Origin of the sequence: Amycolatopsis orientalis (assembly GCF_000943515.2) — a bacterium.
GTDB lineage: Bacteria > Actinomycetota > Actinomycetes > Mycobacteriales > Pseudonocardiaceae > Amycolatopsis > Amycolatopsis orientalis.
This window is the reverse complement of the sequence record NZ_CP016174.1, coordinates 2675820-2694422: the sequence shown is the minus strand read 5'-3', so window position 1 is coordinate 2694422 and position 18603 is coordinate 2675820. Positions and strand designations below refer to the sequence as shown.

Genomic DNA, 18603 nt, shown 5'->3' with positions numbered 1-18603 from the left:
ATCAACAGTGAATTCGTACTCCGCCGTTGCTCCTGAACCGAATCGGTGGGCTCAGATCACCCTGCTGGACGCTACTCCGCATGAGCGGACAGCGGCGGGAACGCACCAGCATGCCATCCCTGACTCCGGCAAGGACATCAACGACATCGTCAACCAGGGCGACGACTGATCCTTCGGAGCCGGCGGTGCGCGACACGTTCACCGACGCCCACCGCAGCCTCATACGGCTCGAGGACCTGGCCGCTTGTCCATCGTCGCGGTCGGACCGGGCTGGTGGTGACGGCTACGACATTCAGACCTACCAGCCGCTCGCCTGTTGACCGTTCCGAGTCGCCCGATCACGCAGGATTGCGGCGGCCCGCACAGACCAGTCGTGGTGTTCCTGTTCGAACCGCCGACCGCGCAAGCACGTCAGGTAGGGCCCGATCGGAGATCCGCGGCGCAGATAGGTCTCCTCGTCGAGATTCCCGCGTAACCGCCGCAGGATCTTGTCGAGGATCTCCACCTTGGCCGCGGCCGCTGCGGCTCGTTGATCCAGTTGCGCGATCACCGGTGCCGCGTCGACGTGGTCGACGGCTTGGACCTTGACCAGCAAGTCGTCGCGGATGAACGATGGCTTGCTCACGGCGGCGGCGAAGTGCGCCAGTTCGGCGAGGCCGGCGGCGGTGACCATGAACAGCCGCTTGGTGGGTCGGGCTTGCTGGGCCACCTCTCGGCCGCTGATCAACCCGTCGTTCTCGAGCTTGGACAGCTCCAGGTAGAGCTGCTGCGGTCGGGCGTACCAGAAGTTGGCGACGCCCACGTCGAACGCCTTGGCCAACTGGTAGCCGCTGTACTCGCCGGACAGCAACGCTGCGAGCACAGCATGCCGCAAGCTCATCGGCGCATCTCCTCGTCGTCGACACGGGGGCCAGCCCAGAATAGTCATGGTTATGATTAGTCAACATTATGACTAGGAGGATGGCGTGACAGTCACTGAACAGGTCCACACCGCGGTGCGAGACAGTCCGGTCGTCGGCGACGTGGTCCTGGCCAACCGATGAAGCCCCAGGAGAACGACACCCAGGAACCCGTTCGGAGCGGCAAGTACCTGCGCTACGTCGCCTTGGGTGACAGCCAAACGGAAGGCGTCGGCGACGGTGACGACATCGTTGGCCTTCGTGGATGGGCTGACCGGCTCGCCGAACACCTCACCATCGACAACCCCGATCTCCAGTACGCCAACCTCGCCGTCCGTGGCCGCCGCGCGGACGAAGTCCGGGCCGGGCAACTGGGGCCGGCTCTGGCACTGTCTCCCGACCTGGCCACCGTGGTCGCCGGAGTCAACGACCTGCTCCGGCTCCGAGTCGAGACCTCCGCGGTGGCCGATCACCTGGAAGCGATGTTCGCCGCGCTCACCGACGCCGGAGCCCGTGTGGCGACCGTGACCTTTCCCGACCTCACCCGGATCATCCCCCTCGCCCGACCGGTCCGCTCCCGCATCCTCGACATCAACGACCGGATCCGTGCCGCAGCCGCCCGGCACGGAGTCGCCGTCGCGGACATCGCTCGACACCCCTCCGTCGCCGACCGTCGGTTCTGGAGCGAGGATCGGTTGCACTGCAGCCCCCTGGGGCATCAACTGATCGCCGACGCGGTCGCGCACGCCCTGCAGCTGCCGGGCAGCAACGATTCCTGGAACGAACCTCCACCACCGTTGCCCATCCCACCGTCAACGCAATGGCGCGCCACCACTGAACTGCGTTGGGCAGCCACCTTTCTCGGCCCTTGGCTCGGCAGGCGCCTGCGCGGCCGGTCTTCCGGAGACCAGCGCACGGCCAAACACCCTCAACTCCACCGCATCGAAAGACCGCGGAGTTGAGCGTTGCCGACTCTCGACCGGCGGGCTCGACATTCTCCACGCGGACGACCAGCCGGGCGCTGACGGCCGCAACCGAAGCGGGATCGCGAGAGGCGCCGTCGACGACGACGCAAGGCAGCGGGTGCACCGCTGCACGTTCGCGCTGGTCCGGTCTGTCACGGACCGGGATGACCACCGTGATGGTGGTTTCGGCCAGAACAGCGTCATCAGGGCGCCCACACCACAAACCACGAACGAGCTGTACGAACAGCTCGACAGAACGCGGCATGATTCGACACAGGTGATGGTCGGCGATCAGCCGAAAAGGTCTTGTCCCACATCACTCGAAACACGTTCTCTTAACCAGCTGGTTGCCAGCAGTCAATTCGCAGGCGGGTGACTACCTCGAACTCGGAGATCGAGAACAGGGATCACGACCGACCTGCGACCACACCGGCTTGTCCAGCTGCGGAAGCAGAAAAGCTCCTATTCCACCAACGGCTCCGCAGAGCACTTCTCCAACTATCAGCACACCGGAGCAAACGGAGACGAAACGAAGCCCAATCGCGATTGACGCCGAGGCGGAATTGCCGCCGAAGGACCGACATCTCTGCAGAACGGCAGTCCAGGGAGTGGGCCGGGTCGGGCTCGAACCGACGGCCAAGGGATTATGAGACCGCAGCTCCGGCATGTCAGCCAGTGTCGTTGAATGCCAGATTCTGCCGGTGTGTGCAGGTCAAGTGCAATCAGGAGAATGCTGCATCCGAGCCATGTCCAATGCAGACGCCGAGCGTTTCTCGCCGCTCTGAGTTTGTCTACCGCGAGATCGAGATTTTTGGATACCTCGCGTTGTTCGTCCAGCTTCTCGCTCTTGGGACTATCGGTGTCGACGTTCGGCGAGGCCAACGACCCATTGCTCTTTTCGAGTGATTTTCCTTATTCTAGTCGGTTCCGGATGGCACGCGAATGGACACCCCCGACCTGACAAACGCCCACCATCTACGTCGTCGCTGACCAGCCCAACGCCGGCGACCGCTGACACCTCCTATCCGACATGACCATGTTCTACGAACGCCGCCCCAGCGAGTTCGAGGAAGCCTGCGTACTCACCGCTACCGTCCGGGGAAACAGGCCTGCGCGGTAGGACGAGATGTGCACCCCTTCGCCGAGGAACGCCCCGGGTAGCTCCCGAGGGCACGCAGAGAGGTCAGCTCCGCGAAGTGGGTGGTCTACGTGACCGACGACGTCTCAGCCGGTTCTACTCGGATGAGGAGGGGCTACAGCTCAACTGGGACGGCGAGGTGGACATCGCCGTCGATCTTCCAGCACCCCGAGCCGGTTGGTCCGAGCACGAGACGGAGCCAATGCACCAGCGCCGAGAACTGCTGCCGCATCGCTGTTTCATCCGCGATCCGCTGCCGGCTGACGAGAATGACCGGTACCCCTACGGCGATCGACTCAGCCTCACCTCCGCAGAGTGGCCGCTCCGTCCGGAGTCACTCGTGCACGTGTCGAGTGCCAAGTAAAGCGACCACTCTCGGCCAGGCATGCAACGACCGCTCGACCGTCCACTCGTCGGCATGACCGGATGTTGGATGCCGTCGCGCCCGTGGCCGCTCCCGCGTCGGTTCGTCGTGGAAATCCGGGCGGAGCCGCCAACCGAGCAATCCCTGAATCGGCTCATCGCGGCCGGCGGTCTCGGGGGCCGGGGTCGTGTCGGTAAGCGAGACATGGGGGAGATCGTCGAGGTGCAAAATGGGTTCATGGTCGAACTGCCAACACTCGTTCTCGTGCACAGTCCGCTGGTGGGGCCATCGACCTGGGAGTCGGCGGCGGAATGTTTCCGGCGTAAGGGCTATCCCGTTGCGGTGTCCTCGCTCGACGGAGTCGTGGACGACGGTGCCCCGTACTACCGCGGGTTCGCCGAGGCCGCGGCCCGCGCTGTTGTCGCCAACGAAGGCGACCGTCCGGCGGTGCTGGTCGGTCACAGCGGCGCCGGAGCGCTGCTGCCGTCGATCGCCGACGCAGTGGGAGACAGTGTTCACGGCGCTGTCTTCGTGGATGCGATCCTTCCGCACCCGGGCGGCAGTTGGTTCGATACCGCACCCCCGCAACTGCGCGACCACCTGGCCGGCCTGGCCCATGCTGGGTGGCTCCCTCCGTGGAACGAATGGTTTCCGGCTGAGGCGTTCGACACCTTGCTGCCCGACGAGGACATGCGAGAGCGGTTCGTCGCCGAGCTTCCGCGGCTACCGGTGACCTACTTCGAGGAGTCGGCGCCGGTCACGCACGGCTGGCCCGCGGTTCGCTGCGCCTATGTACGGCTGAGTGAGGCCTATGACCGGTCGGCGGATGAGGCAGTACGCCGAGGCTGGTGGGTGCACCGCGAGAATGCCGATCATCTGGCGATGCTCACTCAACCCGACCGAGTCACGGACGCGGTCGTCCAGGCGGTCGTCGCCGTGGCTGATATGTGACCGAGGTGCGCCTTCGCGAGGTATCCCGCCATCCACACGACACCCGGTTCGGTGTCGAGCCCGGCGATGGACCGGCCACGGACGGTCGGGCAGGTGCGCGGCCCACGCGGCGGCGACGGCCGGGACACCGTTCGTGGTCGGGATCGCGGTCACGGTCCCCATCGCACTCCTTGTTCCGGACATGAATGCTTCGAATGGTGTCCATCTACGATAATCAACGGAATCCGCAACGATGTGCACGCTTACACGAACCAGGCGGGCGAATCGTTCCCATCGCCGTCCACGCGAGAGCGACCGGACGCGACACGCTGGACTTCACGTCATGGACAGCACCAACAGATGTCCGGAAAAGCCAGGTCAGCGGCTCGTGGTGGCAATGAAGACTGCCTGGGAGGAGGTATTGATGCTCACGAAGCGCCGGAAGGGATTAGTGCCGCGAGGTGATGAAGTAGCGCGAAAGCACAACGTACACAAGGTGCGCTTTCCGGGGAACGCGAAATGTTCCACATCTATCTAATGTGCGCGTGAATTTCGAACAGGTTCTGCGGAAAGTTTCCCGAGGTGCGGCCGTGGTCGATGGGCGATCTGGAGTTCGAATTTCGCCGACGGCGGCAGTCCGGAGACCGGGGAAAGCTCATCTCGCGCAACAACCTGGCTAGCGCCTATCGGGCGGTGGGTGATCTTGCGCGGGCGATCCCGCTGTACGAAGCCACCCTCGCCGACAGCGAACGGGTGCTGGGACCCGACCACCCCACAACCCAGATCGTCCGCTCGAACCTCGACAGGCCGCGAACGACCTGAAGCTGCCACCGTGCGGTCGTTACGGAACCGGGTGACGGTGGCGCCGAAAATCCGCTCATCGGCTACTTGTTGAGTGGCGGTACGACTGATGCCGGGCCAGGCTTGGTCGAGGTGTTCGGGGGTGGCTCTCTCATCGGCTGCCCACCATGTTGTCGGGTGTGGCTCAAGAGGGGTCTTGTGCTCCCCCGCTTGGACTCGAACCAAGAACCCTCCGGTTGATTGGTCCCCGTCGATACCCGGCCTCCCCCGGCGCCGGGTCGTTCGAAGCCAAAGCGGACCACAAGTACGCCCGACGCCCCCGAACAGATCGAACTCGCCAAACACCAACGCGACGCCGAACTCAAACTTCATTGGGTACGCCACGCTCTACCGCAGGTTCATCGCCCGACGTGACCTCGTCGGTTCGGCGGCGCGCAGTGCACTGGTAGAACCGTGCACGTCACTGGCCTTCTGCTCAAGAACACGGAGCACGCCCAGCCGACCTGCGACCACACCCAGCATGTCCAGCCTTGGAAGCAAAGAACTCCAGACCTGCCGAAGCCCCCACCGCAGCGGTTGTGACGAGGAAGCAAAAGCTGCTACGCCACCAACTGGCTCTGCAGAGCACTCCTCCACCTATGAACACACCGGAGCAAACGGAGACATAACGGAGCCCAGTCGCGATCAACGCCGAGGCGAAATTGCCGCCGAAGGACCAACATTTCTGCAGGTCAGAGGCGATGTTGATGTTGTGGGCCGGGTCGGGCTCGAACCGACGGCCAAGGGATTATGAGTCCTCGACGCTCTAGCGATGTGCGGACCTGCGGAAACGCTGGTCAGTCAGGAGCGTTACTTCCATAATCCCTTGCTGTTCACCGGCACCCCCAGGGACCGAAAATTCGGACCCGAGGGAACCCAGCATGACCCAGATCACCGCGCCGGCCAAACCGGCAACGAGACCTCGCACCGCCTACCGCACCCCGCACACCGCCCGCCGCGTCCAGGCCGCCCGCTACCCCGGCGACCCCGAACGCTGGCGCGTGAGCTGGCTGCCCGACCAGCTCGTCACAGCGGCCGACGCGCGGCTCGCGCTCGGCCTCGCCGAGCTGCTCTTCGACGGGCCGCCCCCGCTCGGTACCGGACGCCGACATCGCATCGAGGTCCTTGCATCCGGCCTAGACCTCACCGTCGATCAGGCTGCCGACCTCGTCGCCCGGCCGCCGCACGTCCTCGACCGTCGGTTCCACACGATGTCGACCGCGTGCTGGTGCAGGCCGCGGCTCAGCTTCGACCGCACCGTCCACATCGACCCGGTCGGCGAGCCGGTGTTCGCCGCCACCGACCAGGACCCTATCGACGCTGACGGCCACGCGCTCGAGGACCACCGGTGACCCGCCGGCGCACGCCTGCGCGGCAGCTCGCCGTCTACCGGATCTGGCTCATGGTGTGCACCGCGCTGACCGTCTCGCTCATCGCGTTCGCGGTGCCGACCTTCACCGCTGATCCTCACGACCCGGCGGTGGTGCTGCCGTCCGTCGGGCTCTTGCTCGCCTGGTGGGGTTCCTTCATCCGCGCATGGGTCTCGAGCGGAAGCGCGCCGCGGTGCAGCGTCCACACGATGGCCGGCGCGGTCCTGGCCGATAAGGCGGGGCCGGCGCCGAAGGTGGGTCCGCAGACGATGGTGACGGGCGGAGGTCCGGCGGACGAGGTGAACGCGCCGAGCATGGAGTCGGTGACGTGCGAGGTATACCTGACGAAGTGAGTTGCTGCACGCGGAAAGGCCGCCCCGGCACCGTAACGGTGTGCCGGGGCGGCCTTTCGTCCTACTTTTCGATGACCGTCTTCAGGAACTGTGTCCATGCGGCAGCTGGCAAACTGAGTTCGCCGCCTGCCCGGTCCTTTGTGTCGCGGATTCGTGTTACCGGGCCGAGCGCGACCTCGACGCAGTTCTCGCCCTCCTTGCTGTAGGTGGAGATACGCCAGTCATCGGCGTCTTCCCGTATCCTCATTCCACCTGGATCCACCGGTGGATGCGGGTGTTGATCTCGCCAATGTTGTCGATCTTGTGTTTTCGCTGGTGGCAGGGTGGGGTGCCGGACGTCTCATCCGGTGTGTCCACTGTGGTCCTGGTTGTTGGGGTGGGGGTCAGAGTCTTTGGTGTGTTGCGGTGAAGAGTGCTTGGTAGTGGTGTTGCCAGGGCCAGTTGGCTGGTAGTCGCAGGGTGATGCGGCGGGCGGTGCGGGTGATGCGGGCGGGGATGGTGATGAGATGTCGGCGGAGGGTTGCGGTGCGGGCTTTGGCGTGAAACATGCTGGTGAGGCTGCCGGTGGCGCGGAGCAGGTTGTGGGTGAGGCAGGCCAGGGTGAGCCAGGCCTGGTTGGCGGCGAAGCGGCCGGAGGGGAAGTGGGCGAGGGCGGCGTCGTTGAGGTCGGCGAAGACCTGTTCGATGATCGCGTGTTTGCGGTGGTACTCGTCGGCGGTGTGCAGGTCGAAGCCGGTGTCGGTGAACACGGCGTGGTAGTTCCAGGTGCGGAACAGCTCGCCTTGCTCGGTGGTGGTGAATCTCGGGGTGCGGCGCACGATCAGCCGCGCGGTGGTGATCTGGCCCGGGTTGGTGGTGGCATTGGTGAACGCGGTGTGGACTGTTTCGGCGATCTCCGCGTGCGTGATCCACTCACCGGTCTCGGGGTCGGGGATCGGGTGCCGGTAAGCGACCTGGCCCCAGTCGTCGTCGCCGATAGCGTTGATCGTGGCCATCACCGCCGCGTTTTTCTGGGCGGTGACCGAGAATGAGGCGCCCGTCCGGCGGATCGCGGTGATGATCGGGCCGGTGCAGAACGCTGAATCCGCGCGGACCACGAGCGTCCCGGTCGCGCCGGACCGGCGGGCGAGACCGATCGCCTCGGTGATCATCGACGCCGCTCCGCGGCGGGAATCAGCGTTCCCGCCGCGCAGCCGGGCGGTCAGGATCACCGGCGCGCAGACCGGGGACGACAGGGTGGCGATCAGGTGGTTCAGGCCGCGGATCCCGTTATAGGCGAACCCGCTGCCCTGTTTGCCGTGACCGTAGGTTTCCTTGATCTTGGAATCGATATCGATGAACGCCAGCTGCTCGACGCCGGCCAGCAGCGACGGCACCCGCCCGGCCAGCCGGATCAGAGCCTCGGAGGCGGCCGAGGTGAGCTGACGGACGTGGCCGTGGGTGAACCCGCGCAGCCACGACCCACACGTCGAGGGCGCGCGGAGACCGGTGAACAACCGGCGCATCCCGCCATGCCGGATCACGTCCAGGTCCTCGATTGAGTCCGCGCCGGCGACCATGCCCGCCACGACCGAGAGTGCTTTCGCGTCCGTGTTCGCACCGACCGGGATCCCCAGGTCAACCCGCTGTTCGATCAGGCCGCCCAGGCCGATGTCCTCGGCCAGCCGCAGCACCGGGACCAGCCCCGCGCACGACACGAGACCCGCATCATCGAACCTCACCGACACCGATCCGGCGGTATGAGAAGATCGCATCCAGCAGATGCCCTCTCGCTAGGTGGATTTGTTTCGTCGCAAGAACAATCATCCCAAGCCAGAGGGCATTTGCGCGCCCACGACACGTCAACCCCGCCAACAACACCGGTGGATCCAGGTTCCATGTCCTCATTCCCGTGATGACATCGGCGATGAGTCCCGCTGACGCTTCGGGGCTCATCGCCACTTTGGCGACTTCCTCAATGTCACGGCGGAAGTCGGCCACATCCTCCTCATCCTGCATCAGCAGGCCGGAGCGCTGATTCTCAGCGTTGACGACGGAGCCAAGGCCGTGCTCCGGACGGAGGTCGAACACGGTGAAATGGCCCGCCAGACCAGGGTGATAACCGGCGTCAAATGGCACGACCCGGAATTCGACGTTGTCGCGCTGTATTTCCTGCTGAAGATGTTCCAACTGGTGCAGCATTACTTCGCGGTTGCCGATGATGTGGCGGAGCGCGGCCTCGCCGACGTAGGCGATGAACCTCGCAGGATCCCGGCGGGTGATCGCGTCACGTCGACCGATGCGAAGCGTGACGCGCGTGGCGATCTCGCTCGCTGGCAAGCTCTTCATCATCGCTCGGATGTAGCCGCCGTCCTGGAGCAAGCCGGGGATCAGGACCGGCGAGACGCTCGTGATGGTCTCGGCGTTCTGTTCGAGGTTGATCAGTGCCGCGAGGTGTTGCTCACGCTCGGCCGTGGTCGGCAGCCAGCGACCGGACTCGGCGCCTGCGGTGAGAGCGATGATCTGCTCGTGGCGTTCCCCGGTGACTCCGAGATGGGTGAGGATCTGGGCCACGACGGTGTCCTTCGGGATCTCTTCTCCTCGCTCGTACTTGCCGAGTCGGCTGTAGTCGAGTTCGAGTTCGCTGCCGAGTTTGCGCAGGCTGAGGCCTGACGCGACGCGCGCTTCACGGAGTGCCTCGCCTAGCGCTCGCGCTTTCGAGGTGACCTTGTGGCCTGCCATGCCACACAGCATATGGCACATGAACGTCTCGTCCTGGGTCACCCGATTAGGCCATTGCGGTACTTTGTGGTGCCCGTGGAAACTGTGGACACCACAGACCACCACAGTCGGACACAGGGGCAGCGATGGCAGCGAGGCGCGGGTGCTGGATCGAGCGGCAGGGGCAGAACACGACCGACACGAACGGCGCGCCCATCCTGCTCGCCGTCGGGCTTCTCCGTGACCAACGCGGGAGGGTGCAGCGCGCAATCGGGATCGGCGACGGCCCCACCGCTCTGCTCACCGACGCTCAGGTGGATGAGCTGATCGGCCTTCTCGAGCAGTCGGCTAAGGACAAGGAACGCGCCGAGGGTGGCCGCTGATGACGAGCGACAGTTGGCGTAACGAGCACACGCTGACCGGGGTCGGCATCCATGGGCACCCGGTCGAGGTCGCCGCTGGCGTGGTCGACACCCCGAACGGTCCGGCCGCCGCGCTCCGTGTCGGAATCTGTTTCATCCTGCTCGACGAAACGCTCGGCGCGGGACTCGTCACCAACATCCGGCGCGCCGTCGACGATTCGCTTTTGCCACGAAGGCCACGGCCATGAGCAAGTCCCATGACGCTGACTACACCGCGCGGTACGACGCCGAGAGCGGCCGGATCCACGACTTCCTCAAACGGACCCTGGCCGACCCCGCCGTGCAGTTTCTCGTCCCCCGCTGTCAGGAGAACGAGGTTTACCCGGCACGTCACGACAAGCTCGACCTCCGGGAGCAGATCCCCCAGCAGCGCGGCCGGTATCGGATGTGCCGCGGCTGTCTCGGCTGCCGAGACCGGCGTAAGCAGCGGGGCGACGCGGCACCTTCGGTCAGGCCGAGGACTGCCGTCACCGCATTCGTGGAGGTGCGTCGATGAGCGGGCTCAATTTCGTCGCGGACCATCACGAAGTCGCGGGCAAGCTCCTGAACGGCTGGTTCGTGATCCTGCCGTGGGAGCGTGCGGACGATCCCGGAATCTGGTGTGAAGAACTCGTCGCCGTGGCCGACGATCTGGGCGTCGGCGTCTGCGTGCAGCCGATTTCCAACCACAGCGTCACGCTGATCTACAACATGGACGCGATTCCGTCCTACGAACGGGCCCGGGACGCGATCGCGCTGATCGAGCACGACCGGTTCATGACGCGTGATTCCCGCAGGCTTCTCGTCACCGGGTATCGGGCGTCATGACGAAGCACGAACTGGGGAGCTACGCCCACTTCCTCGAAGAGGTCGCCGAGGGGCGTGTCTGGCTGATTGGCATGGCTGCAGGTGTCGGGTCGGCCGAGATCCTGATCGGTTCGGGCGGCATCAACGCTCCCGAGTTCACCAAGCACAGATACATCTACCGCGCGCTCGACAACGAAGACGTGCGTCTCCACAACGGGAAAGTGGTCTTGTGTCGCCCCTCGGCACAGGAGCGGCCGCGGTGAAGGCGCCTCCCTGAGTGCCTGACCGGCGCGACGGCCCCCGCCACGGCGCGCCGGTCAGGCCCACCAAGCTCCGCCCGCCCTAGTCCCCCTCGGTCTTCGGCGGGTGGACCAGACCGTGCCTGTTGCGTAACGGCGGGCACGGAGGCAGGGCCCCGGCGTCACGTCGCCGGGGCCCTCGCCCTCAGTCTCCGGCCGATGTGTCCGACCCTCCCCCTCGCGGGCATGTCGGCCTGACTTCAGCCCCCTGCCACCCTGTCGGGGGTATCGGCGGGGGTGCCGGGCGCCGCGGGTGTGGCGGCCGCGTCCGGCTGCACGAGCGCGCGGGCCCGGACCGGGTGGCTCCCTCCGGGCCCGCGCGTCTCCACTCACGAGAGAGGAACGGGAATGCCGGGCGTTGACGACCTCGCCAGGACGCTGGTCACCGCATACGAGGCAGGCGCCACGATCGAAGCCCTCGCGGAGGTTCACGACGTCACCTACCGGGCCGTTCGGGACAGGCTGCTCGCGGCTGGCGTGACACTCCGGCCGGCGAAGATCCTCATACCGCCGTGCCCAGAGGGCATGGTCAACCTGTACGAGCACGGCGCGTCGATCCGGCAGGTCGGCGCCAAGTTCGGGCACAGCTACAACCAGACGCGCCGCATGCTGCTCGCCGCGGGAGTGACGCTACGTCCCCATGGCCGCGTCAACTACGTGATCGGCAAGCAGCGTTCGCCCGGCACCCAAGCATGAACCAACCTGCCCGACTCCCCCGACAAGCGAGGCCGGGCTACACCCGGAACCGCGCATAGGAAACGGGAAAACCATTCCCCCCGGCCCTGAGCCAACGAGATGCTGACTCCAGACCGAAAACAGTTGCTGCGTAAGGAAAATCTCATGAGAGCGGAAGTCATTCCCGGCCTGATCATCACCGCTTCCCGGTTCGAAATCGTCGCGGCTGGTGTGGCCGAGCACGCGCCGCACGTCGGCCCCCTGACCTGGGAGGAGTTCACCACCCCGGCGCGATGGGCGGCCATCCCAGACTTAGAGGGCAAGGTCAGCAAGTTCGAATGCACATTGGTGACGTCCGAAAAGGTCACCGTGAAGGTCAACGACTGGTATCGGCCGGACACTCGCGGCGGGGAGGAGGAACAGATCCCGCATAACCACCGGTGGGACAGCTTCACGGGGCATCTGCTGGGGGACGCGGGAACGGGCGGTTACACCGAACTCCGGTTCTACCGCACCAATGTGGACCCCGAGACCGGCCGCGCCGACGTGGAGATGGAGCGCGTGACACATGGCAGCCCGACCGCGAACGTACTGGAACACGGGGTATACCACGAAATTCCGGAAATCCTTGAACCCGGAACCCTGTCCTTGATGGTCTGCGGATACGGGGAGTACGGCAACTGGGGACACCTCGACATTCACACCGGCCGCGTCTTCCGGGATCAGCCGGTCGCCGGGTTCAAGGCGATGTTCGCGAAGCTGAACCCGCACCTCCGCCCGCAGTAGGCCGCGGCTCCACGAGCAGTGCCTCCCACCGACGGATCCGGCAAACTCGTGGCCACGAGCGTCCCGTCCGTCCGTGTTGGGGTTGTAGCTTGGCGGCTGGGTCATCGGTCACAGTCCGATCACGTGCGCAACGGATTCGGTGATCAAGACGACATGGGTGAAGGCCCCGCCATCACCGACGCCCGGGGCGAACGAGAGGTGGGGGCACATGTTGACGCCGAAGCAGCGCGCCGCGGTGAGCATCGTCGGCAACGGGCTGTTCATCCTCGTTGTTGGTGGCGGGCTGGCCTACCTCTTTCTCGGCGTCGCCGGCGCCGTCCCGGTCTTGGTCATCATCGCGCTCCTGGTCGTCATCGTCGTCCTCCTGATGCGACGCAAGCAGGCATGACGAAAGGGCCCTCGTGGCCATCCAGTTCCGGATGACCACGAGGGCCCAGTTACTCGAAACAGACCGCGCGGCCTACTGGTCCCGGCCGGTAGCGACCGGGCTGACGCGGCGGCGAGCGAAGATCGTGGACACGATCGATCCGAGCAGCCCGACACCGGACACGATCACGGCGATCGTCGAGTCCGGGATGATGAGCCATCCGGCGGCGACGACCGCGACGAGGACGCCGCGGACTGCCTCCGCCACGACGACCGGCTCGGCCTGAACGAAGGTCGGCCCGGCGCCGTCGTCCTGGCCGGTCATGCGACACCGATCCCGAAGCTGTGGCGGGCGGTGTAGCGGATGGTCGCCATCGCGGCGCCGACCGGCACCCGCACCGGGCCGGGCTTGTTCGGCTGGAACGTCCAGCGCTCCGGAGGGTTCCGCAGGCCGCCGTCGTAGCCGCCGCCGACACCGGTCTCCTTGGCGCCGGGACCGGTGTCGCCGTAGAACAGGATCGAGTGCACGTCGACCGTCTGCCCCCACGAGCAAGCGAGGTACAGGCTGCCCTTGCCCTTGACGATCACGTTGATGTGGTCGTCCGTTCCGGCTGGTGCGGTGATCATGTCGTCGTCCTCCGTCGGGTTGGGGTTCGGAGTGGGGCCGCCGCCGGGCCCGGAGGCGGTGAGGTGGGCGAGGGTGTAGGCCTGGTTCCAGTCGACCCGCCCAGCCGAGCCGGGCAGGTTGCCGTCCTCGCGGAACTGATGCACGTCGTAGTGACCGCGGTACACGCCGCTGGCCTCCGGCGCGCGGCCGTACCGGGCGACCCAGATCACCGGGTCCTCCGGCCACTCGCCCGGGCGGCAGGCCTGCATCTTCGAGGCGTTCATGTAGACCGCCGGACGTCGACCTCGCCGCCGCACCTCGGCGCAGAACGCGCGGCCGTGGTCGACGGCGTCCCGTGTGGACCAGGTGTAGATGTTCGGGTTGTCCTCGATGTCGACGGCCGGGGCGACGCCGGTCCCGCCGAGCCGGTCACACTCGGCCAGCAGCACGCGCGCCTCGGCGGCGCCGTTGCCGGGTTGGGCGTAGCAGTAGCCGCCGAACGGGATCCCGGCCTCACGCAGACGGCGCGCGTGCTCGTCGGCGGTCCACACGCGACCGTCCCGCTTCATCGCGTAGACCGCGGCGCCGTCGGTCATCTTGATCCAGGCGTACTCGACGCCGGAGAACGTGGCGCCGCGCTGGTAATACGGGTGGACGTCCACCCCGAGTCCTGTGGGCATCAGACACGCTCCGGCCAGTGCCAGGTGCCGGGCTTTTGCTCGTCCTGGTCAGACATCGCGCCGCCCTCGGCGAGCGGCAGGAGGTGGATCGCCGACGGCCCGGTGACGAACAGCCCGACGAGGCTGCCCTGCTCCTCCACCTCGGTCACCGTCGCCGCGGTGCACGCGCCGCCTGCGCCGACGTAGTGGACGATCCGCCCGACGGACAGTTTCTGTTCGCTCATCTGCTTCCTCCAATCGACGGGGCGGCGTCGGCGACGCAGACCCACCAGGTTTCGGTTGCCTGCCGCCGCGACTGCGCGGTGTAGCCGTCCGGGCAGGTCGGTCCCGGCGGGCCCTCAGCGCCTGGCTTCCCGTCCTGGCCGTCCTTCCCGTCGACGCCCTTCTCCCCGTCCCGGCCGCGGCACGGTTCGGTGACCTGTCCGCAGTACGCGGCGACCTGCGCCGCCCAATCCGGGGTGGGCGCGTCCTTGCCGTCGCGGCCGTTCTTCGGCGACGGGATCCGCTCGAGCACGGTCGTGACGATCGCGTCGAAGTTCGGGGACGCGCCATCGACGCCGCGGCACGGACGCGACGGTGCCGCGCAGTACTCGGCCACCGCCGTACGAGCGGCTTGCCGGAGCACGGCCGGGTCGGGCTCGGCCGGTTGCGCGACCGACGTTTGGTCCTTCACCTCGGCGGCTTTCGCGCACGCGGCGCCGAGCTGGACGGCGCCGGGCCCGCCTTTCGCGCATGCCTCGGTGACCTGGTCGGCGAGCGACTTGGCTTCCTGCCGAAAGGTGTAGGGCTCCCAGACCGCGTAGGCGGCGGCGAGCAGCGCGACGAGCGCGATGCCGAGAGCCAGCCAGTTAACCCGCTTCATCTACATCACCGACCTTCCGACGAGCGCGGGCCGCGGTGTCCTCGGCCTTCCAGCGCCGTTTGCGTTCGGCGTCGACCAGCCCGGCGTACTCGGCGCGTTCCTCGTCGAGCTGGTCCTGAAGCCGCGTCGCGCGGCGTTCGGCGCGGAGCCAGAACCAGCCAACCACGATGATGACGACGAGCAGCGCCGCCGACGGCCCGGCGGACTGGAGAAGCTGGCCGATGTCAAGAGCACCCACCGTCACCCCTTTCGTGCTTCCAGTTCGTACACAGTGGACGGTCCCTCATAGCCTGGTGACGTCGAAGAGTTCCGTGGAGGTCTCGTTGTCCGCTGCGGCGATCGATTGCACGGTGCCCGAGCCGAGCAGGCGGATTACGGAGACACCGACGGAGTACGTGTCCGTTGTGGGAGCGGTGAAACGGCCCGTCACGAACTGTGGCTCGTGTCCGCCGGCCGCTTTGATCTCCCATGTCTTCCGCCGGACGATGGTGCTTCCGGCGACGGTGAGCGACGCGGCCGCGATGTAGCGGACGCGGAATGAGTACGTCGCGACGGCACCAGCACCGACCATGTCGCCCGACCACTCCAGGCGGTACGTGCGGCCCGCCGTCAGAACTGCGGTCACGAAGTCCAGCACGGTGTCGGTTGCTGCGATGCCGGATGCGCTGTTCGCCGTGCGGTACAGGTCTTCGACGAGACCGTCGTTGAGGGCGTTCAGGTCGCTGGCCCGGACTTTCTGGCCTGCCGCGAATGCCATGCATCCTCCTATTGGGCGAGCACCGGCAGGTGCCAGACGGAAACGGGTGTCCCGGCGGCGCGGGCTGCGGGCAGCGCGTCGACGGTGAACGTTTGCGGCGAACTGGTTCCAGTGCACCCAGTTGCTCGGACCTTGATGCCGCCGACGTCAAGATAGAGCGGGAAATCGTCGGCGATCGTGGTCCACAGTGGACCCGATGGTGTGGCCACCGACAGGCTGGTCGCCCCGGCGGCAGCGGTGGTGTTCACGGTCGACCCGTCGGTCTCGGCTCGGAAAACCCACGGGTTCGTGTCGCCGGTGGCCACGGCCGCTTCGGCGATCTCGTAGGGAACGCCGGGGATGCACACGAACTCGATGTTGTGCTGTTTGCTCGCCAGGTCCTCGATGTAGCCGGGAACGATCTGCGAGATCGTGCCGTTGATCACCAGCTCCTTGGGGTTGATGATCTCGATGCGGTCCTGGAGGTTCACCGAGAGCGAGTCGACGTAGAGCTGCTTCGAGATCAACGCCAGCTTCGCCAGGTTCACACGAACGCGCGGGTAGCGCGGCTCGTCTACCGTGCCAAGGTGGACTTTCCAGGTGGCGATGTCGGGCAGTTGGCTGTCGCTCTCGACGTTGTACTCCTGCTCGTCGACGTACCGTCCCGCGCCAGTCCCGCTCGTCGGTGAGGTGAGGGCGAGCGGGCCGGTTTCCTGGGTGGCGCGGTAGGTCGATCCGTTCGCGCGTTTCGCGGTGAAGTCGTTCACGAGAAGCAGATCATCGTCGACCTGACCGAATGGCGGCTGCACCTGACCGCCCGCGTAGTCGAGGGTGAGTACGGCGTCCTGGTTGTATAGCGAGCGGCCAAAGCGGTGCACGAGGCCCAGCACGTCCCGCGACTCGTTGAGGTAGCCGAGGTCGGCTTTCGACGCCTCGTCGAGCAGGTCCAGCAGCGCCTTTCGTTCCTGCACCCCAACCGGCGTACCGTCCAAAATAGACGAACGAATGAAGGTGTTGCTGATGCCGTCGTTTTCGAGACACAGTCGCGCAATGCGTTCTTGGGCGCCTTCGCCCGCGTAGCCGTTGAGCTGCGTGTTGACGGCGAAGATCGAGATGATGTCGTTGCGGAGGACTGCGTGGCCGATTGCCGAGTTGGCAACCTGTGTGTAGGGCGAGATCAGCAGTTGCCGGGGTGCGCCGATGGTTCGGCCCGCGACGGAGCCGCCGAGTCCTGGCCCTGACGCTGCGCCCTTCGGGAAGTAGAACAGGGCCCAGTCGACGTTGCCGCCGTTCTGAACCATTTGAAGGGAAACGATCATAGGACGACCGTCGACATTGGTGTCCATCGCACCCGAGCCGACAATGAGCGCGCGTCCCCGGTCGTAGAAATTGATCTCCAGGTCGCCGCCCGCATGGTAGAAGAGATCGACGAAACCGATCGTCCCGCTGCACCCGATTTGAGCGAAGGTCGCGAGATCATTTTCGCCAGTAGTTGGCACAGACAGCAGCATCAAGAGCTGAACCTCGCCGGTCGCCGCGGCGCTGATGACCGGAGACGTCCAGCGGGACCGGTTTGGCTTCCCGAACGGTGCGCTGCCCGGATAGCTGGAGTCGGTCGCCAACTGCGGCGTTCCTGCACCCGTGATGCTCATCGGTCCGCGGTTCGGCAGACCCGAGGCGATCACGGTGGATCCGTTCTCGTCCTCGATCGGGTAGTAGAGCAAGTGCGGCGGCGCGGAGGGATCGGAGTAGAAGGACGCCGTCGAATGTGCACGTCGTACCGGCGACATCAACGGCGCCTGTCCCTGGGAGAGCCGTCGACGGATCCCGGAGGCCTGGATGGGGACGTACACGTCGTTGCCGCTGGTGTCCCACTGCGACGGCCATGCCGACACTTCGCCATGGAATCGGTTCACCCGCACTTCGACGTCGTCGTAGGAAAAGACGACTGGGGTGTTGGTGTTGCCGCCGGACACTCCGGAGCGGATTCCGACCCAGCCCGCCGCGCGGTCGATGAACTCGTCGTAGTTGAAGCCGCCCTCGATGTCCCACGCGTACGGCTCCGGGCCCCCCGCGCGCCACACCTTCGCGCGGAGGGTCTGCCCCTCGCTCTGGAACGCGACACGCAGCGGCACGCCAGTATGGGGGAAGGCGAGCGTCCGCAATGGGGCGATTTCGAAGCCACTGACGTGAACCAGCCGCACGGTGATCGCCTCGGCTGTGGTGATCCGGAGTTCCAGCATGAAGTAGTCGGTCGCCCCGGCCCCGGCGCTGTTCTGCCCGCCGACGATCAGGTTCGCGGGTTCGACGCTGCCGCCGGTCACGTCGGTGAACGGCAGGCTCACCGTTGCGCGGATCTCGACGTCGCGGAACCTCGTGTCCTGCAACGTCGAGATCCGGTACTGAACGGTGCCGCCGATAGTGTGTGTGCCTTTTCCGCCGGTGACGTCGAAGTCGGCGACGCTGCCGGACAACCAGTAGAGGTAGTAGTCATCGCCCGTGTCGGCCTGCCCCCATTCGTTCACGACCGTGCGGTTGAAGGAGTCTCTCGTGACCACAGTGGACACACGCAACGGAGTGTTCTGGCCGAACTTCCCGTAGTAGGCGCCGAGCGGGTTCCGCGGGGAGTACCGGCCGGTGTGGTTCTTCAGCGTCAGCTGGCAACTCTGGGGTGAGGCTGCGCCGTCGGTGCGCTCCGAGGTGTACCCGCGGCTGATCTGGACACCGTCGCGGTTGTAGACGTCCCTGGTGACGTCGACCCAGCCGAGCGTCGCGAGGTACAGCTCGTACCGGGTGTCCTCCGGATCTTTCGGGAACGGCATCGG

At 66.2% G+C, this 18603-nt stretch carries 24 protein-coding genes; 13 read left to right on the top strand and 11 right to left on the bottom strand.

Going from position 1 to position 18603, the window contains the following annotated elements; genetic code table 11:
* Window positions 1-298: 298 nt before the first annotated feature.
* Window positions 299-880, bottom strand: coding sequence for a PadR family transcriptional regulator (locus tag SD37_RS11895; RefSeq protein WP_044854086.1), 582 nt, complete (start codon window positions 878-880; stop codon window positions 299-301).
* A gap of 159 nt (window positions 881-1039) precedes the next feature.
* Here SD37_RS11895 and SD37_RS11890 point away from each other — a divergent pair, with 159 nt between their 5' ends.
* The 5 genes from SD37_RS11890 (at window position 1040) to SD37_RS11870 (ending at window position 6859) form a co-directional block, all read left to right on the top strand.
* On the top strand, window positions 1040-1861 hold the full coding sequence (locus SD37_RS11890; RefSeq protein WP_044854085.1) for an SGNH/GDSL hydrolase family protein: 822 nt from the start codon (window positions 1040-1042) through the stop codon (window positions 1859-1861).
* A gap of 1709 nt (window positions 1862-3570) precedes the next feature.
* Window positions 3571-4317, top strand: a complete 747-nt coding sequence (locus SD37_RS11885; protein WP_236725348.1) for an alpha/beta hydrolase — start codon at window positions 3571-3573, stop codon at window positions 4315-4317.
* Window positions 4318-4893: 576 nt separating this feature from the next.
* Window positions 4894-5118: a tetratricopeptide repeat protein gene (locus tag SD37_RS11880; protein ID WP_044854084.1), complete on the top strand. Its 225-nt coding sequence runs from the start codon at window positions 4894-4896 to the stop codon at window positions 5116-5118.
* Between the two features lie 899 nt (window positions 5119-6017).
* Window positions 6018-6488, top strand: a complete 471-nt coding sequence (locus SD37_RS11875) for a hypothetical protein (RefSeq protein ID WP_044854083.1) — start codon at window positions 6018-6020, stop codon at window positions 6486-6488.
* Window positions 6485-6859 carry a hypothetical protein gene (locus tag SD37_RS11870; RefSeq protein WP_044854082.1) on the top strand — a complete coding sequence of 125 codons (375 nt, stop codon included), beginning with the start codon at window positions 6485-6487 and terminating at the stop codon, window positions 6857-6859. Before SD37_RS11875 ends, SD37_RS11870 begins: the two co-directional genes overlap by 4 nt.
* A 61-nt stretch (window positions 6860-6920) precedes the next feature.
* Here SD37_RS11870 and SD37_RS11865 read toward each other — a convergent pair whose 3' ends face one another.
* The 3 genes from SD37_RS11865 to SD37_RS41930 all read right to left on the bottom strand — a co-directional run bounded on the left by SD37_RS11865 (window position 6921) and on the right by SD37_RS41930 (window position 9622).
* Window positions 6921-7106 (bottom strand): DUF397 domain-containing protein, encoded by a 186-nt coding sequence (locus tag SD37_RS11865; RefSeq protein ID WP_044854081.1) that lies wholly within the window; start codon window positions 7104-7106, stop codon window positions 6921-6923.
* 136 nt (window positions 7107-7242) lie between these two features.
* Window positions 7243-8580, bottom strand: coding sequence for an IS1380 family transposase (locus SD37_RS11860; RefSeq protein ID WP_236725074.1), 1338 nt, complete (start codon window positions 8578-8580; stop codon window positions 7243-7245).
* The gene (locus tag SD37_RS41930) at window positions 8567-9622 is read right to left on the bottom strand and encodes a helix-turn-helix domain-containing protein (RefSeq protein WP_145926616.1); all 1056 of its coding nucleotides are present in this window, start codon (window positions 9620-9622) and stop codon (window positions 8567-8569) included. Before SD37_RS41930 ends, SD37_RS11860 begins: the two co-directional genes overlap by 14 nt.
* Window positions 9623-9705: 83 nt before the next feature.
* On the opposite strand from SD37_RS41930, the gene SD37_RS11850 reads away from it, so the two are divergent.
* From SD37_RS11850 to SD37_RS11815, 8 genes are all read left to right on the top strand, one after another.
* Window positions 9706-9942 carry a hypothetical protein gene (locus SD37_RS11850; RefSeq protein ID WP_065912810.1) on the top strand — a complete coding sequence of 79 codons (237 nt, stop codon included), beginning with the start codon at window positions 9706-9708 and terminating at the stop codon, window positions 9940-9942.
* Window positions 9942-10169 (top strand): hypothetical protein, encoded by a 228-nt coding sequence (locus tag SD37_RS11845; protein WP_044851539.1) that lies wholly within the window; start codon window positions 9942-9944, stop codon window positions 10167-10169. Before SD37_RS11850 ends, SD37_RS11845 begins: the two co-directional genes overlap by 1 nt.
* On the top strand, window positions 10166-10477 hold the full coding sequence (locus tag SD37_RS11840; protein ID WP_044851540.1) for a hypothetical protein: 312 nt from the start codon (window positions 10166-10168) through the stop codon (window positions 10475-10477). Before SD37_RS11845 ends, SD37_RS11840 begins: the two co-directional genes overlap by 4 nt.
* Entirely contained in the window at window positions 10474-10788 is a 315-nt protein-coding gene (locus SD37_RS11835; RefSeq protein ID WP_044851541.1) for a hypothetical protein, read from the top strand. Before SD37_RS11840 ends, SD37_RS11835 begins: the two co-directional genes overlap by 4 nt.
* The gene (locus SD37_RS11830) at window positions 10785-11030 is read left to right on the top strand and encodes a hypothetical protein (RefSeq protein WP_044851542.1); all 246 of its coding nucleotides are present in this window, start codon (window positions 10785-10787) and stop codon (window positions 11028-11030) included. The genes SD37_RS11835 and SD37_RS11830 overlap by 4 nt, the downstream gene beginning before the upstream one ends.
* 384 nt (window positions 11031-11414) lie before the next feature.
* Window positions 11415-11762, top strand: a complete 348-nt coding sequence (locus SD37_RS11825) for a helix-turn-helix domain-containing protein (protein ID WP_044851543.1) — start codon at window positions 11415-11417, stop codon at window positions 11760-11762.
* Window positions 11763-11861: 99 nt separating this feature from the next.
* The gene (locus tag SD37_RS11820; RefSeq protein WP_145926615.1) at window positions 11862-12527 is read left to right on the top strand and encodes a hypothetical protein; all 666 of its coding nucleotides are present in this window, start codon (window positions 11862-11864) and stop codon (window positions 12525-12527) included.
* Between the two features lie 208 nt (window positions 12528-12735).
* A complete protein-coding gene (locus tag SD37_RS11815) occupies window positions 12736-12915 on the top strand; it encodes a hypothetical protein (protein WP_044851545.1) in 180 nt (59 codons plus the stop codon).
* Window positions 12916-12987: 72 nt separating this feature from the next.
* On the opposite strand, the gene SD37_RS11810 is transcribed toward SD37_RS11815, so the two are convergent.
* From SD37_RS11810 to SD37_RS11780, 7 genes are read right to left on the bottom strand one after another with little or no spacing between them, the layout of a single operon-like run.
* On the bottom strand, window positions 12988-13218 hold the full coding sequence (locus SD37_RS11810) for a hypothetical protein (RefSeq protein ID WP_044851546.1): 231 nt from the start codon (window positions 13216-13218) through the stop codon (window positions 12988-12990).
* Window positions 13215-14180 carry a glycoside hydrolase family 25 protein gene (locus tag SD37_RS11805; RefSeq protein ID WP_052674945.1) on the bottom strand — a complete coding sequence of 322 codons (966 nt, stop codon included), beginning with the start codon at window positions 14178-14180 and terminating at the stop codon, window positions 13215-13217. The genes SD37_RS11810 and SD37_RS11805 overlap by 4 nt, the downstream gene beginning before the upstream one ends.
* The gene (locus SD37_RS11800) at window positions 14180-14404 is read right to left on the bottom strand and encodes a hypothetical protein (protein ID WP_044851547.1); all 225 of its coding nucleotides are present in this window, start codon (window positions 14402-14404) and stop codon (window positions 14180-14182) included. Before SD37_RS11800 ends, SD37_RS11805 begins: the two co-directional genes overlap by 1 nt.
* A complete protein-coding gene (locus SD37_RS11795) occupies window positions 14401-15042 on the bottom strand; it encodes a hypothetical protein (protein ID WP_044851548.1) in 642 nt (213 codons plus the stop codon). The genes SD37_RS11800 and SD37_RS11795 overlap by 4 nt, the downstream gene beginning before the upstream one ends.
* Complete coding sequence (locus tag SD37_RS11790; RefSeq protein WP_145926614.1) at window positions 15029-15280, bottom strand: hypothetical protein; 252 nt, start codon at window positions 15278-15280, stop codon at window positions 15029-15031. The genes SD37_RS11795 and SD37_RS11790 overlap by 14 nt, the downstream gene beginning before the upstream one ends.
* A 45-nt stretch (window positions 15281-15325) precedes the next feature.
* Window positions 15326-15799 carry a hypothetical protein gene (locus SD37_RS11785; protein WP_044851550.1) on the bottom strand — a complete coding sequence of 158 codons (474 nt, stop codon included), beginning with the start codon at window positions 15797-15799 and terminating at the stop codon, window positions 15326-15328.
* An 8-nt stretch (window positions 15800-15807) separates the two neighbouring features.
* Window positions 15808-18600, bottom strand: coding sequence for a hypothetical protein (locus SD37_RS11780; protein WP_044851551.1), 2793 nt, complete (start codon window positions 18598-18600; stop codon window positions 15808-15810).
* Window positions 18601-18603 lie beyond the last annotated feature (3 nt).

Bases quoted from the DNA above. Each gene is read 5' to 3' on its own strand.
- SD37_RS11805 (WP_052674945.1), bottom strand. From the start codon at position 14,180: ATGCCCACAGGACTCGGGGTGGACGTCCACCCGTATTACCAGCGCGGC.
- SD37_RS11880 (WP_044854084.1), top strand. From the start codon at position 4,894: ATGGGCGATCTGGAGTTCGAATTTCGCCGACGGCGGCAGTCCGGAGAC.
- SD37_RS11875 (WP_044854083.1), top strand. From the start codon at position 6,018: ATGACCCAGATCACCGCGCCGGCCAAACCGGCAACGAGACCTCGCACC.
- SD37_RS11830 (WP_044851542.1), top strand. From the start codon at position 10,785: ATGACGAAGCACGAACTGGGGAGCTACGCCCACTTCCTCGAAGAGGTC.
- SD37_RS11890 (WP_044854085.1), top strand. From the start codon at position 1,040: ATGAAGCCCCAGGAGAACGACACCCAGGAACCCGTTCGGAGCGGCAAG.
- SD37_RS11820 (WP_145926615.1), top strand. From the start codon at position 11,862: ATGCTGACTCCAGACCGAAAACAGTTGCTGCGTAAGGAAAATCTCATG.
- SD37_RS11865 (WP_044854081.1), bottom strand. From the start codon at position 7,106: ATGAGGATACGGGAAGACGCCGATGACTGGCGTATCTCCACCTACAGC.
- SD37_RS11815 (WP_044851545.1), top strand. From the start codon at position 12,736: ATGTTGACGCCGAAGCAGCGCGCCGCGGTGAGCATCGTCGGCAACGGG.
- SD37_RS11800 (WP_044851547.1), bottom strand. From the start codon at position 14,404: ATGAGCGAACAGAAACTGTCCGTCGGGCGGATCGTCCACTACGTCGGC.
- SD37_RS11785 (WP_044851550.1), bottom strand. From the start codon at position 15,799: ATGGCATTCGCGGCAGGCCAGAAAGTCCGGGCCAGCGACCTGAACGCC.
- SD37_RS11845 (WP_044851539.1), top strand. From the start codon at position 9,942: ATGACGAGCGACAGTTGGCGTAACGAGCACACGCTGACCGGGGTCGGC.
- SD37_RS11795 (WP_044851548.1), bottom strand. From the start codon at position 15,042: ATGAAGCGGGTTAACTGGCTGGCTCTCGGCATCGCGCTCGTCGCGCTG.
- SD37_RS11835 (WP_044851541.1), top strand. From the start codon at position 10,474: ATGAGCGGGCTCAATTTCGTCGCGGACCATCACGAAGTCGCGGGCAAG.
- SD37_RS11850 (WP_065912810.1), top strand. From the start codon at position 9,706: ATGGCAGCGAGGCGCGGGTGCTGGATCGAGCGGCAGGGGCAGAACACG.
- SD37_RS11780 (WP_044851551.1), bottom strand. From the start codon at position 18,600: ATGCCGTTCCCGAAAGATCCGGAGGACACCCGGTACGAGCTGTACCTC.
- SD37_RS11885 (WP_236725348.1), top strand. From the start codon at position 3,571: ATGGGGGAGATCGTCGAGGTGCAAAATGGGTTCATGGTCGAACTGCCA.
- SD37_RS11840 (WP_044851540.1), top strand. From the start codon at position 10,166: ATGAGCAAGTCCCATGACGCTGACTACACCGCGCGGTACGACGCCGAG.
- SD37_RS11895 (WP_044854086.1), bottom strand. From the start codon at position 880: ATGAGCTTGCGGCATGCTGTGCTCGCAGCGTTGCTGTCCGGCGAGTAC.
- SD37_RS11810 (WP_044851546.1), bottom strand. From the start codon at position 13,218: ATGACCGGCCAGGACGACGGCGCCGGGCCGACCTTCGTTCAGGCCGAG.
- SD37_RS11825 (WP_044851543.1), top strand. From the start codon at position 11,415: ATGCCGGGCGTTGACGACCTCGCCAGGACGCTGGTCACCGCATACGAG.